The following is a 14693-nucleotide window of genomic DNA, read 5'->3' as shown; positions in this document are numbered from 1 at the left end:
AACAGAAAAGTTTATGACGATTAAACTGTGATTGGTTTAATATCTTTTAGTACAAAAGCATAAATCGCTGCTGCTGCGAAACAAGCTGTGCCGGCGATGAAGAATGGAATCGTAAAAGAACCGCTTACAGCAACGAAATAACCGGTAACCACGGGCCCTAGAATACCGCTGACACCCGAAAAAGTGTTTTGAATGCCGCCAAGTACTGAGGTCATATTACGGGGTGCAATATCGCTTGGCAGACACCAATGTACGGAAGCAGCAAATGACATACCAGCATAAGCGAGACAAAATAATACGATGGTGGCAGTATTGGACTCAACAAAATCAACGCCTAGAATGACGGAAGCTAAGAGGAGACCTGCAACTAAATTGATTTTTCTCGAGAGCGTTAGATTTCCGGTTTTATTGTAGATCCAGTCCGTAAAAATTCCGCCACACCATTGGGCGACAATACCGCATAATGGCGGCAGCATTGCAAGCCAGCCCATTGTCATGAGTGCCATACCGCGTACTTGAATCAAATAAGTAGGGAACCATGTCACGAAGAAGAACATGACATAATTGTAAAGGAATAATGCTGAACACATAGCTAGTACATTACGATATTTCAGCAGTTGATACCATTTCATCGGCTGAACTTTATCAATGCCTTCTTTTTTTATTTGTCCCTGACGAATATATTCAAGTTCACGTGCTTTTATGAATTTATGTTTTTCTGGATCCTGATAGTAAAAATACCAAATACCCGCGAATAAAATACCAATTGCCCCGCAGACAATAAAGGGGAATTGCCAACCATATAAACTGATCATCCATGCGACAAATGGCATGGCAAAGGCTGTACCAAACTTACTGCCGCTATCAAATAGGGCGGTTACGCGACCACGTTCATTGTCGGGAAACCATTTTGCAGCAATACCTGTATTACAGGGATATACTGTTGCTTCACCGGCACCCATGAGAAAGCGAATTCCAAATAAAGCACCTATGGATTTTGCACCGGCAGTCGCCATCGTCATGACAGACCACCAGATGATGCCAACGGTCAGACAAATTCGCTGCCCGATTTTATCGGCTAGCCAGCCAGACGGTATTTGACACGGCATATAGGCGAAGAAAAATGCTGACATAACAAATCCCATTTCTGTAGGACCCATATTTAAATCTTGCATAATGATTGGCGCGGCTGCAGAAATAATTGTACGGTCAAGATAGTTGATCGCAACGGCTCCCAGCATTAAAATTGCAATTACATAACGTGTTTTTCCCACTTTTTCTGGAACACAATTCATTACTTCACTTTGACCTAGAGGTTGTACGTTAAGTTGATCTTTCATTCGGATACCCTCTCTTTATGTTTATTTAGTTTTTAGAAAGCAGGTGATAAACCGGCAAAACAGGATGCCGTCCAATAGAAAAACATATGGGATTTCTTTGCATGCAATAAAATCATCCCATATTTACTTAAAATTCATCTGATGAATATATGTAATATATTAATGCTAATATTACGATTAGTCAATAAATTTAGAAAATTTTTAATAATTAAAACATGAAAATGACAATATTCGTCTGATGATTAATTCGAGGTCATCGTATAAATATTGCAGGATTGTTCCGTTTATAATAAAATTATTTTAAATATGACGAAAATACGAAAAATAGAAGAGGGAATCATACGATGAGTAGAAAAGCACATGAACCGTCTATGGCGGAACTAACAGCGAATAGAATTATAGAATACATAACTTCAAATAAAATGATGCCTGGCGATAAAATGCCGACGGAAAATGAAATGCTAAAATATTTGGGCGTCGGACGGTCGACTTTACGCGAGGCTTTTAAAATCATGAGTGCGCGTAATATCTTGGATATCAGACAGGGGTCGGGGGCATTCGTTTCTCATAAATGCGGAATTCCCGATGATCCACTGGGGCTTACTTTTATTTATAACGATGATCGTTTAGCTTTGGATTTACTCGATGTCAGAGCTTTAATCGAACCACAGGCAGCTATGCTTGCGGCCTTGCATGCTACGCCTAAGCAGCGAATACAATTGGAAAAACAATGTTTGGTCGTAGAAGCACTGATCAAAGAACAACAAGTTTATCAAGAAGAAGATATTGAGTTACATAAATTGATCGCAGAAGCGAGCAGGAATAATGTGATTAGTAATTTATCCTATATCATCAATACATCAATCAAGAGAAATATTATTGCCACGGCAGATTCGCTGCGTGATAATAATACACTGGTTTATCATCGAAAAACGATCGATGCCATTATAAATGGCGATCCAATCAGTGCATCCAATTCTATGATGATACACATAAGTCTCTTGCGTGAATATATCGCTGATAAACTAAAAAAAGCGGGAACAAGGGAAGCTGCATCGATGGAAACACAGGAGATTTCATAGAGAGTAACGAAAAAATATGCATAAATAATAAAAATATAAGGAGAATGCTGCAATGAATAGAATGAATATCGTTTGTCTTGGCGTAAGAAATATGGAAAAATCAATTCGATTTTATCGGGATGGTCTGGGATTCCAAACGGATGAAAAAGGCGTAAATCCTGAAGTTGTATTTTTTAGTACATCGGGGACTAAGCTTGAGCTGTACCCATTGGAACTGTTGGCAAAAGATATTGATGCCAAGAATCCCCCTGAAATTGCCAGTGGTTTCGGAGGAATTACGCTTGCCTACAATGCTAAAAATAAAGAAGAAGTTCATACAATTATTGAATTGGCGAGAAAATCGGGCGCAAAGATTGTAAAAGAACCAGAAGATGTTTTCTGGGGTGGATATCATGCTTATTTTTCTGATCCGGATGGGTACTATTGGGAAGTTGCATGGGGACCAGATTTTACTTTTGATGAAAATGATATGCTGCAATTGTAGAACGCATATCATTTTTGTTTTTCATGTAGGAAGAACAGATTAAAGGTCAATTTACCATTGTTCGCTTAAAGACGCAATTAGAGTAACTCATTTACGATATTATGGTTATGAAACGAAAAATATCTTGCTATCATTAGGAATCGATAAAGTAGCGTTATTATTACTAACGGATGTGAAGATGAAAAAACAGAAAAATAATTTTTCGCTTGTTACAGAAATTATTGAAAAATTAAGTACAAAATTCTTTTACTGTGATATTGAGCAAGGCTGACCAAGTAGTCGATGTTCAGTGCTGGTATATTTAGGCGATAAGGTTACGGCAACAGTGAAATTTGTGTATGAATATGAACAGGGAGGTTACTTCGCTTTGAAACACCGAATGAGAAACTAAAAGAATATCATTACGAAGTGATTTAACCTTCTAATGAAAATATGAAATGGAGTTCGGTAACAGTTTGCTTGCTTTTAAAAAATTAATGGTAGAATATCTAGTTTTGTGCAGAAATACACTGAATTATGAGTTAAAAAAATAACCAATTACTATAATGGACATAAATGTAATAATATGAGAAGATTGGCTCGTTGTTTACTGAATTTTGAAATGGAAAAGTGCACTTTGCTTTAACTTAATGTGATTTTTTCGTATTTAAATGATGGTAAATGGTTAAATTATAAATTTTTATATTTACAAATGTGATTTTTTCACATATAATTTAGTTAGCGATAAATTAGGAGGAATCCCAATGCTTATAAAGGTGTTAATTGGAAATTTTATGTCGTTCGGATCAATACAAGAATTTAATATGGTTGCAGGGAAGGTTAGAGGCCACCGTGAACATTTATTAATTAGCAAGAAAATAAAGATGTTAAGATTTAGTGCCTTATATGGAGCGAATGCTTCTGGTAAATCCAATTTTATCAATGCGCTAGATTTTGCTAAGCAAGTGATTATTAATGGAATTCCAAAAGGATTTATTCAAAAATATAATAGAACGACGGAACAAAATAAAAACAAAGTTAGTCATTTTGAATTTGAAATTAAAATAGATAATCAATTTTATAATTACGGTTTTGAAATTTTACTTAGCGAAAATAGCATTACAAAAGAATGGTTGCATGAAGTAAATCAAAATAATTTAATTACTATATTCACTAGAAATTTATTAGAAAATAATCATTCAATTGGTAAATATTTAAAAAAAGAAGATATTGTTAATCGCATACATATATATTTTGATGATATTAAAACAGATGAATCTACATTATTTTTGAGCGTTATGAATAGAGATAAATCTGAATTATATAAAACAAATTCAGAATTAATTATCTTCAAAAAAATTTATAATTGGTTTAAGCATGAGCTGGATATTAATTATCCTGACAGTCCATTCTCAAATTATTCCTATTTTATGACTAATTCTAATACTGAAGAAATATGTAATGCAATTGCTAAATTTAGTACTGGTATAACTAACTTTAAAATTATTGATGCTAAACCAGAGGAAATTGCCAATTCTATACCAGATAAAATATTAAAAAAAGTCCATGATGATATAGAAAAAAAAATTGTGCGTTCAAAAAAAGAAACAAATCCTCATTTAAAATCAGGATTTGTTATAAGAGGAAATAGAGATTTTTATATATTTGAGATAGATGAAAATTTCAATATTACAACAAAAACTATTGAGTTTGAGCACGGTTCCCATGGATCATTCAATATATGTGAAGAATCGGATGGGACAAGACGAATTTTAGAACTCGCTGAAATATTATTTACAGAAAATAACAACAAAGTATATGTAATAGATGAAATTGATAGAAGTCTTCACCCGAATTTAACATATAAATTTATTGACTTATATCTTAATTCATTAGGAAAAAAGAATATACAACTAATTGTAACTACACATGAATCTCGATTACTTAACCTCGATTTATTAAGACGTGATGAAATTTGGTTTGTAAATAAAAATGTAAATCATGAATCTGAAATATATTCTTTAGAACAATTTAATGAACGATTTGATAAGAAAATAGATAAATCTTACTTAATGGGTAGATATAATGCAATTCCAAATTTCGAAGAGGTATAAAGATTATGAATAACCGTTGCAAACGTAATTTGCCACAGCGTAAATTATCAAAATTCATATATATTTTTTACGATGATTTAGTTATAGGTCCACGTTTAAGGATTATGGCACATGAACTTGCTAATATACATAATTGTTGGTTGATGAAGGATTACGTTCATCATTCGCCTCTTACCAATAGTGAAATATTACGAAAAATTAATACTGCCTATCATAATTATGATAGGCACTTAGATAAGATTTGTGTTATATCGTCAAATCAATCTGAAACTGTAAGAAGTAGTAAAATTATGATTGAATGCTTTTCTAATATTACAAAATTCGAAGCCTGGTTAAATCAATTAAAAGCTTTTTAATATTCCTGTGGTGTTTACTACAGTTTAATATAGATATCAAAACCTAAAGGAGGTGTTATGGTGTATTTACTTAAAAAATAAGATAAGCACTAATACAGCAAATATTAGTGCTTATCTGGATACCAACTCAATCAATTCAATTTTTGAGAATACTCACTATGATATATACCACTCATAGTGTATCATACTCTCAAAAAAAATCAAGGTTAAAGATAGCATATCTATTTTTACAATTTTAAGGAGGAATTATTAGATGCACTTTAGTAAGTATATTAATCTTAAAATCAACGGACATGAGGATATTGACTTCGTAGATGTTAACTTAAAAACAGATACTAAATTATTCATAGATCCATTGCTCATAGAATGTTCAAACGATATTTTTTCAAGACACTGTACAATAGTTCTAAATAGTTTTTTTAACCGTGTATTCGAATGTTGCAAAACTAATGATGATAACGGACTTCAAGCACTACTTGATTTCGGACATGAACCAAATGAAACTAAATTAGGTCTTTCTCGCAAACAGTCAAGTGGTAAAGGAGCATCTTCGGACATTTTACACAAAATTTTTAAACAAGTATATGAAAAAAATCTAATTTCGGATGGTCTTGTTAAAAGTCACAAGGATCTAAGTCTTTTTATTGATAATTTTGCGGAAGATAGAATGTCGGACTTGATAACAAATATTCTTAGAAAAGAACTTTATCAATTTACTAAGGCTCAATGTTGCAAACATAAAATTGCCCTTGAGAGTAAAAAAGAAATTATTGGTAGTTATTGGGATAAAGATACCCTTTCGTGGAATTTATTAGAAGAATATCCATTGAAAGCAGGTAACATAACATTAATGTTAGTACCTAAATTTTTTGTTCGTCAAAGATTTGCTTATTCTGTAAGAGAATACCTTCAACAAAAAATTTTAGTTGAGAGACAGGATTATCATCAAGCCAATAAAACTAGCTTAGCGAAAATTAAACAAGATAAATTTGGAAATATGTATTATGAAAAGCCATCGAAAAAAGCTATATACGAAGACGAAGTAAGAGGAACTCCTCATAAACAATATGTAGAAGATTATTCACGCAAGAATCCAAATTCATTACTTCAATTCAGAAAACGTATGATAAAAAAATCACTTTTATTAGAATTATGTTTAACGAATGAACAATTAGATAATATTGTATATAAAAAGATATCAAAAGTATCGTAAATCTTATGAAAAAGTCTAGGTTCATGATATGAAGCGAACCTAGACTTTTTATTTTAACTAACTATTCGTGAATAGAAGCAGTAGACAATGTAAAAGTTCCTTTGTCTATTGTCGATTCAAGAATATAACAATAAAATACATAAAAATTTATTTTTTTTAGAAATTAGGGTTACTTTTTAATTATTAGTTTGTTTACATGGATTAAATTTTATTTTGATAGTTTTTGAGGAAAAGGTATACATTCCTTTGGATTCTTAACAGAGCATTGGAGAACTTTATAAATGATGACTGAGTTTTTCAATAACATTTATTTGAATAAAAACTTGGAAGGGTAACATGGAAAAGATAATTTTTGATACAAATATGTTCTATAATTACTTAGAGCTAAGAGAAAATACTGTACAAAAACTTAAACTCAAAGAAATTGTACAAAATTATGACTCCTATTTGACATCTGTAACGGTAGCTGAAGTAGTTATTTATTTTAGAAAAAATTTTAAAGTCATAAAAACAGTTTTTGATAGTATTGATAAAGATTTCTCATATATTAATACAAGTAATTTATCTATAGAAAATGAAGAAATAGACTTTATTAAAAACAGTACAAGTCTAGATGAAATTTCTGATCTAATTGATAATATTCAAGTAAGAAAAATTAAAATTGAAGCTGAATTTACAGCTCAAATTTTTTACTCAATTTTATCAATTATCCTTTTTTGTATAATTGATACTAATTCAACATGTATAAACCAATCAATAAAAATTCGTGAATTTTTTAAAGAAAAATTAACAAAAAACCCAAATTTTTTTGTAAGTAGGTATAGAAATTTATATATAAATGGATATCAAGATAGATCGGCTAAAAAAATAGTAAAAGCCGCATTCGATTCAGATATTAAGCGGTTTACACTAATTCTATTATGTAAGTTTTATTTAGGTAATTCCAATACTATTAACTTACCAGAGCAAGACGATTTATTTTTATGGATTAGTAATAAAAAAAATAGATGCTCTGTTTTCAAAAATTCGAAGTATAAAAATGCACTAAAAAACAATTTACTATTTTTAAAAATGCATTTAGAAAATGAACCTATTTTTAAAAATATGGATATAACATTAAACCATTTTATGAAAAAAGTAATACAAACATTTTATTCAGATGCAAAGTTAAAAACGAATGATATTGCTGATTTACTAATATTATATTGTTTATATGCATTTGAAGATAAAAATGTTGTTATACTTACGCACGATAAAGATATGCAAAAAACCTTAAAAGAATCAGAAAATTATAGCGTAGATTTTATGAAAAAACATTTTATCATATAAAAAGAGGAGAATTACCTACAGATAGAGTGGTGCTGTAACGGATCGTGTAAAAAACGACTATTTCACAATCTTCTTGTTGCGTCTAACATTTGAGCATTTCTGTTCGCCGGAACCCTAGCATGCTATTAGTTTTTAGACAAAAATGAGTATTCTCTTGTCTTTAGAAGTCTCTCATTCGTACAGATAAAAGTGCACCTAGCAGGGATTAACTGCTAGGTGTGCTTTTGTCCATGATATATTTTCGGTAGAGCTTTAGAGAATGCATTCTCTTGGGGGTAATGCCCTGTGATAATAGTTCTTTGTCTAATCTGGCGTAGGTAAGATCTCTATATTCTTCGAATGAAACGTCGTCCACTATTTCAGTGACTCGACCAACTAACGAAAGATTATAGATCGTAACGTCATCTTGCTGTTTGATCAGCATGTATTCTTTCTTATCTAAATCTGTAATTAATTTAACTGTAAGATCGGTATTTTCCGATTCTTCACCGATAATCGTGTCTTTTGTTGTTCGGTAGGTTTTATACATGTATAGAACCTCTATTTTCCAAGAACACATATCTTGTTCTATGTAAATAGAGCGAACTTTTTCCTTTTGCGGTGGCGAGGATGGCTCCCCGCCACAGGCTGGTATGCTGCATTGACTGCAAATTTTTACTGGCTTGTACTGATACCAATTTATATCCCCCCATCATCATCCTGCATGTGGTTTCTCCTATTGGCTAAGGTAGATAGAAGAAACCAACATACAGTTTGTTTCAGGGGAAATTAAAAAAGCGCATGCGAAGGTTTATTCAACCTACACATGCGCAGTGCTATATCTTGATTGCATGCAGACGCTAAGCCTCTGCTAAAACTTCAATTGTATTATACCGAGCAAACAGACGCCTCCCTTGTAATAAAAGGAAAAGCAAGGTATAATAAATTGTCGTCGTAGACAGTTAGCTGTTACGTGTAGGTGCTTCGGACACCTGCTCGTGCCTAAGAGTGTTCCACCACTCTTGGGACACGGCGACTTTTTTAATTTCCACCTATTTCTAATTATATTACAATTTTTATCGATTGCAAGCAAAAGTAGGCAAAACATGATTTTTTATTGAAGTTTTTTCTATGGATTGCTAGTTTGACACTTAATAAACTATTGAAAAAAATTCATAGAAATAATGGATAAATAGAATATAAAAATAAAAAAAGAAACTCCTGCTGAATTCTGTATGAACGTGGCGGGCGTTTCTTTTTTATTTTTAAGGAAATATGTAAGCTTAATTGGTAAAAAGATGACGATGAAAAAATGTCCGACTTTATTTTTAACAAAAAATTTTCATGTTAGAAATTACCATTTTGGCTTCTTGGGGATAAGTGAGCTTACACATAATGATAGTCAGCCTCGTATTTTTGTATATAATTCCAAAATGTTTGAAGTGATGAAAATGTGTGCTTCTGTTTTTTGCGGGCGAGCACGATGTGTTTATAAAAAGGTTTAGCGAGCGGGAGAACGGTAATATCAGGGCAGTTGTAGTATTGCAGACCACTCAGAGAGATCAGCGATATACCTAGACCTGCGTTTACCAGATCAACTCTGCGGCCCGGTTCGTTACAATAGCTGATAATATGGGGGGAGAACCCAGATCTGCGGCATTCGGTCAGGAAGATGTCATAGGATACATTTTCGGGTGAAGGAAAAATGAATTTTTCATCTTTGGCGTCTTTAAGATTAAGCATCTTCTTTTGGGCAAAGGAATGGAGCTTAGGGACAATGCAAACAAAATCTTCTTTTCCTAGTGAGATGAAATCAAAATCATAATCTTTGATGTTGTAGGGTGCAGCAAAAAGTGCCAAATCAAGTTCGTCATCATTTAGTTTGCGGCAAAGCTCCTTACTCAGGTTATTGGTCAAGGTAAAATTAATATCTGAAAATTTAGTATTGAACGAGGAGAGGATATCCGCGATATTGATATTGCCAAGTCCTGTAATCATACCAATGCGAATGGTATTTTGTCCTTGGCACGGACGATATTTTTGCAACTGATTTTGCAATGCCGAGATGTCATCAAGAATTTTGATCGCGTATTGCATAAAATCTTGTCCGGCGGGTGTCAATTCTATAGGATGATTAATGCGGTTGATGAGTTTAACGCAAAGGTCATTTTCTAGTTTGGTAATTTGTTGTGATAAGGCGGATTGTGAGACGAAAAGACGATCAGCAGCACGTGTGAAATGTTTACACTCGGCAACTGCCATAAAATATTGAATTTGTTTTAATAGCATAAAATCACCTTTAAATTAAGTCATTTAACGATACTGTCCCAACTTTGATATTATATTTTACTATAATATCATTAACTGTGATTATTAATCAAATTATTTTTACTAATAACAATAGTAGAAATACGAATTGTACTTTCATCTAGAATCTTTGTATGATGAAATCAAATTGATCCTGTAAAAACGATTAGGATGTACATGAAAAGGATGAGGATTTTAATTTAATTTAGGAGCAAGAAATGAGGTATAAAATGAAGACATTCGAATTATCGCAATATTTAGAAGAATTGAAAGACATGGTAAACGTTGATAGTGTTTCATCTGAATCCATGGGAACAACACGGATCGCTAATATGATGAAAGAAAAATATGAAAGTATTGGGTGGCGGGTAAAAAAGCATCAATTCGCACCAAGTATTGGCCCTTGTCTGGAAATTACCAATGGTGAGGCTTCTCATTATGATGTTTTAATCCTAGCTCATATGGATACAGTTTTTCCGGTAGGAACAGCAAAACAACGTCCTTTCTCGATTCGTGGAAATCGTGCATATGGTCCTGGTGTTATTGATTGCAAAGCTGGGATGCTTAGTGGATTTTATGCATTGCAGTATTTAACACAGCAAGGTGAACTTGAAGATAAAGCCGTTTGCGTGTTTCTAAATAGTGATCATGAGGGAATTAGCTCCAAATATTCACAACACTACTCGCAATCTCTGGCAAAAAAAAGCCGATATGTGCTTGTGTTAGAAGCAGGTCGTGCCAATGGTAATCTGGTCAATAAGCGAAAAGGCATTGGGCGTTATTATATTACAGTTCATGGCGTGGCAGCGCATGCTGGTGTTGATCATAAAAGTGGCAGAAATGCGATTGAGGAGTTGGCGCATTGGATACTGGCGTTGCAAGGGCGTACCGATTATGTGAAAGAAACCACACTGAATATTGGGATGGTGTCAGGTGGAGATTCAATTAGTGCAGTTCCCGCCGAAGCAAAAGCAGCACTGGATATTCGTTATTACGATGTGGAGGAAGCAAAAGCCATTGAACTTCTGATGCAAGATTTGATAGCGAATCCGCATATAGAGGGAACAACAGCAGAGTTTACTGGTGGGATAACGCGTCCGCCAATGCTGCCGACAGAAAAGACGATGCAGCTTTGTCAGGTAATTGATGATATCGGGGCAGAAATCGGTGTGGATTTTGGCTGGATGGCAAGTGGAGGCGGTTCTGATGGAAGTTTTGCCGCAGCAATAGGTACACCGACGATTGATGGATTAGGCCCAGTTGGTGGCGGGGCGCATAGCTCAGGAGAATATATGGAAATTGATACGATTATACCACGATATGAACTTTTGTGTAGAACGTTAATGCATATTTTAAGAGAAAAAGTATGATGGCATAGAAAGCTTAATTTTAGCGTTTAAGTCACGGGAATTTAAAATATTAGCTTAGTAAATGTAATTGATAAAGGAGTTTATAAGTTTAAAGTTGGAGGGATCATTTGATGCTGGAGATCTTTATTGCAGCGGTTGTTACTATGGGAATGGGCTTTTTTGTAATAAAAAAATATAAACCACAGCCAATTATTCTACTGGGCGGTTTGGTATTGCTCGGCTGTGCACTACTGATGGGAAAAGGAATTATTGCCAATAAACAAAGCTTAGGAATAGGCTGGTTTGATATTTTTAAGGTAGTCGAAGATTTAATGAGTAAGCGGGTTGCCGGGCTGGGGCTTATGATTATGTCGGTAGCCGGATATGTGCGATTTATGGATAAGATAGGAGCTAATAAAGTGTTTGTCAATTTAGGTGTTAAACCACTGAAATGTGTTCGTTCACCTTATCTTGTACTTGCATTAGGTTTTTTTGTTGGGCAGATCATGAAGATGGCGATTACAAGTGCAGCTGGCTTAGGTGTATTATTGATGGGGACTATGTTTCCGATCCTTGTAAGCTTAGGTGCCAGCCGAGCGGCAGCGGCAGCGGTGATTGTTACGACTTCTTGTATTGATCTTGGACCGGTAGCCGCATCTTCTCAATTGGTAGCTAAGAACTCCGGGATAGAAGCCATGGTGTATTTTTTGAACTATCAGTTGCCAATTGTGGCAATTGTTTTGCCGCTTATTGCAATTTTGCATTATTTTACGCAGAAATGGTTTGATAAAAGGAGTGGACATATAGCAGTTCGGAAGGAAGAAACAATCGAACTGCAGCAGGAAGACGGTAAGAATTTACCACCAGCTATATATGCTTTATTGCCGATACTGCCACTGATTTTAATTTTTGTGTTCAATCCTGTATTTGGTTCCAAGGCAAAAATGACACTGATTAGTTCAATTTTAATTGGAATGTTTATTAGTATGGTATTTGAGTATATTCGTCATAGAAATGCACAAACGGTGTTTGGCAGTGTGCAAAGTTTTTTTGATGGGATGGGAAGTTCTTTTGCATCGGTCGTTACCTTGATAATAGCGGCTGAAACTTTTTCAACAGGGTTAACTGTCATTGGAGCAATTCATCATATTATTGAGGCAACAGAAACAGCAGGGGTGGGCTCATGGTCGATGATTATTGTTATGCAGGGCGTCATTACTGGTGCATCACTCTTAACAGGTTCAGGAGATGCTTCTCTCTTTTCTTTTGCCGGATTAGTGCCTGCAATAGCCGAGCGCATGAATATTGATCCAGCTCACGTTTTGCTTCCGATGCAGTTTTCCGGTACGATTGCCCGGGCGGTTTCGCCGATTTCTGGTGTTTGTGTTGCAGTTGCGGGCTTGGCCATGGTTTCACCCATTGATATTGCAAAAAGAACAGCAATCCCTATGGCAGGGGCATTGTTGGCTACGACGATTGCTAGTTTTCTTTTCTTTTAACGAGTTCTTTAAGAAGAATTTTAGGGAAATGATATGAGCGAAATATTCAGATTGAGACGAAGTAAAAAGAAACCTTAAAATTGGAGGCTTCCTGGATGAAAAATAAATTTTCTAAAGTATATATGGTTATTATTTGTCTTTTTATTCTATTACTGATGGCAGTCGGTTGTGCTGCTAGTCCACAAAAAGCGGCATCATTGGATATCGGGTCAGGCATGTTTACGATGCCGGAAACTACAGGTGTTAATAAGGATGATCTTCAGGTTTTTTATTATCGTCCAGCCGGATGGACTCCGGATAAACCAATTGTTATTGTACAGCATGGGTTGCAGCGTAATGCAGAGGAGTATCGTGATGGCTGGAAGACATATGCAGATCAGTATAATTTATTGGTCGTATGTCCACAATATTCTGAAGCAAAGTACCCGGGGGTGCGTTACTATAATACAGGAAATGTATCAGATACGGATCATGATAAAGGAAATTTACAACCCAAAAATCAATGGGTTTTTCCGGTGATTAACCATGTGATTGCTGAAGCACGGATACGATCGGGCGCCACGGGTAATAACGTTGCAGTTTTCGGACATTCAGCTGGTGCACAGTTAGTCCATAGATATGTACTTTTCGGCGGACAAACACAGGCGAAGAGAATCATTTCAGCGAATGCTGGCTGGTATTCGATGCCAGATACAACTGTAGATTTTCCTTATGGAATTAAAAATATGTCGATGAACAAAGAAGAGCTGGCGCAAGCATTTGCAAAACCAGTAACGATTTTATTAGGTGAGCAGGATATTAAAAGAAGTAAGGTACTTCGTAAAACACCAGAGGCGGATGCACAAGGGGCAAATCGTTTTGAACGGGGAAGCCAATTCTTTGAGGAAGCAAAAGCAAAAGCAGCAGAATTGGGCGTACCTTTTCATTGGCAATTAATTAGGGTCCCAGGTGTTGGACATGATGATGTCGGAATGGCAGCAGCAGCAGCAAAGCTGATTGCTGAGGGAGAGGTATAATCCGTATGTGGTTTATTATTTCTACAATGTAATGTAAGGAAAGGTGTACTATGTAATAAGGAGAAAAAATGTGTAGTCACATAGAAAAGAGGCCGTTAAAACGCATTTGTGCGTTTTAACGGCCTCTTTTTGCTTGGATTTTTTGAATACAGACTTTTTCAGCAGCTTCGTATTTATGCGGTAGGTTTTTAGTCTCGACTCAATGAATTTCAATTTGTTTATAATTCTCGTTTGGATTCACTTTTGGCAAAGCCACCTTTAGTACACCATCTTTAAATTCTGCGGTGATGTTTTCTCTGGCAATATCGCTAATGAAAAAGCTGCGCTGCATAGAACCGAAATGGCGTTCACGGCAAACATAGTTTTCATTTTTATCTTCAGATTGTTCTTCACGCTTTGCAGTGATTGTTAAATAGTTGTTTTCATACTGCAATGCAATATCTTCCTTTTGGATACCCGGTAGTTCAGCGACCAATTCATATACAGAACCGTTATCTTTGACATCCACCTTAAATGTAGAATGGAGCTTGCCCATTGCGCTAAACGGTTGCTCTAAAAAGTAATCGAATAGACGGTCGAAAGCATCTCCTTTTTTAGCAATATTGCCTTGAGATCGGAATGGTACTAAATCAAACATACTCTCTTC

The 14693-nt window shown here is 34.8% G+C and carries 14 protein-coding genes; 9 read left to right on the top strand and 5 right to left on the bottom strand.

Annotated elements, in window-relative coordinates; translation table 11 throughout:
- Positions 1-20: 20 nt before the first annotated feature.
- Entirely contained in the window at positions 21-1340 is a 1320-nt protein-coding gene (locus BN6559_RS09615) for an MFS transporter (protein ID WP_199883898.1), read from the bottom strand.
- 344 nt (positions 1341-1684) lie between these two features.
- Between BN6559_RS09615 and BN6559_RS09610 the strand changes: the two genes are divergently transcribed.
- From BN6559_RS09610 to BN6559_RS09585, 6 genes are all read left to right on the top strand, one after another.
- Positions 1685-2422 (top strand): FadR/GntR family transcriptional regulator, encoded by a 738-nt coding sequence (locus BN6559_RS09610; protein ID WP_110954510.1) that lies wholly within the window; start codon positions 1685-1687, stop codon positions 2420-2422.
- 52 nt (positions 2423-2474) lie between these two features.
- Positions 2475-2906, top strand: coding sequence for a VOC family protein (locus tag BN6559_RS09605; RefSeq protein WP_110954509.1), 432 nt, complete (start codon positions 2475-2477; stop codon positions 2904-2906).
- 743 nt (positions 2907-3649) lie between these two features.
- Positions 3650-4999 (top strand): AAA family ATPase, encoded by a 1350-nt coding sequence (locus BN6559_RS09600; protein WP_110954508.1) that lies wholly within the window; start codon positions 3650-3652, stop codon positions 4997-4999.
- 5 nt (positions 5000-5004) lie between these two features.
- Entirely contained in the window at positions 5005-5355 is a 351-nt protein-coding gene (locus BN6559_RS09595; RefSeq protein WP_110954507.1) for a hypothetical protein, read from the top strand.
- Between the two features lie 253 nt (positions 5356-5608).
- Positions 5609-6568: a hypothetical protein gene (locus BN6559_RS09590; protein WP_110954506.1), complete on the top strand. Its 960-nt coding sequence runs from the start codon at positions 5609-5611 to the stop codon at positions 6566-6568.
- A gap of 336 nt (positions 6569-6904) precedes the next feature.
- Positions 6905-7897, top strand: coding sequence for a hypothetical protein (locus tag BN6559_RS09585; protein WP_110954505.1), 993 nt, complete (start codon positions 6905-6907; stop codon positions 7895-7897).
- 205 nt (positions 7898-8102) lie between these two features.
- Here BN6559_RS09585 and BN6559_RS09580 read toward each other — a convergent pair whose 3' ends face one another.
- The 3 genes from BN6559_RS09580 to BN6559_RS09575 all read right to left on the bottom strand — a co-directional run bounded on the left by BN6559_RS09580 (position 8103) and on the right by BN6559_RS09575 (position 10165).
- Positions 8103-8426, bottom strand: coding sequence for a hypothetical protein (locus BN6559_RS09580; RefSeq protein ID WP_110954504.1), 324 nt, complete (start codon positions 8424-8426; stop codon positions 8103-8105).
- Complete coding sequence (locus BN6559_RS19250; RefSeq protein WP_199883897.1) at positions 8419-8574, bottom strand: hypothetical protein; 156 nt, start codon at positions 8572-8574, stop codon at positions 8419-8421. The genes BN6559_RS09580 and BN6559_RS19250 overlap by 8 nt, the downstream gene beginning before the upstream one ends.
- 688 nt (positions 8575-9262) lie before the next feature.
- Entirely contained in the window at positions 9263-10165 is a 903-nt protein-coding gene (locus tag BN6559_RS09575) for a LysR family transcriptional regulator (RefSeq protein ID WP_110954503.1), read from the bottom strand.
- 248 nt (positions 10166-10413) lie between these two features.
- Between BN6559_RS09575 and BN6559_RS09570 the strand changes: the two genes are divergently transcribed.
- From BN6559_RS09570 to BN6559_RS09560, 3 genes are all read left to right on the top strand, one after another.
- Complete coding sequence (locus tag BN6559_RS09570; protein WP_234407824.1) at positions 10414-11553, top strand: M20 family metallopeptidase; 1140 nt, start codon at positions 10414-10416, stop codon at positions 11551-11553.
- A 110-nt stretch (positions 11554-11663) separates the two neighbouring features.
- Positions 11664-13031, top strand: coding sequence for a C4-dicarboxylate transporter DcuC (gene dcuC / locus BN6559_RS09565; RefSeq protein WP_110954501.1), 1368 nt, complete (start codon positions 11664-11666; stop codon positions 13029-13031).
- 95 nt (positions 13032-13126) lie between these two features.
- Complete coding sequence (locus tag BN6559_RS09560) at positions 13127-14047, top strand: alpha/beta hydrolase (protein ID WP_110954500.1); 921 nt, start codon at positions 13127-13129, stop codon at positions 14045-14047.
- A 199-nt stretch (positions 14048-14246) separates the two neighbouring features.
- Here the strand turns inward: BN6559_RS09560 and BN6559_RS09555 are convergent, their stop codons facing one another.
- Positions 14247-14684, bottom strand: coding sequence for an Hsp20/alpha crystallin family protein (locus BN6559_RS09555; protein WP_110954499.1), 438 nt, complete (start codon positions 14682-14684; stop codon positions 14247-14249).
- Between the last annotated feature and the right edge of the window lie 9 nt (positions 14685-14693).

The sequence above is a fragment of the Massilibacillus massiliensis genome, assembly GCF_900086705.1.
GTDB classification, from domain to species: Bacteria; Bacillota; Negativicutes; order FLKF01; family FLKF01; genus Massilibacillus; species Massilibacillus massiliensis.
Note: the sequence above shows the minus strand (reverse complement) of the source record. Positions and strands in the feature narration are given on the sequence as shown.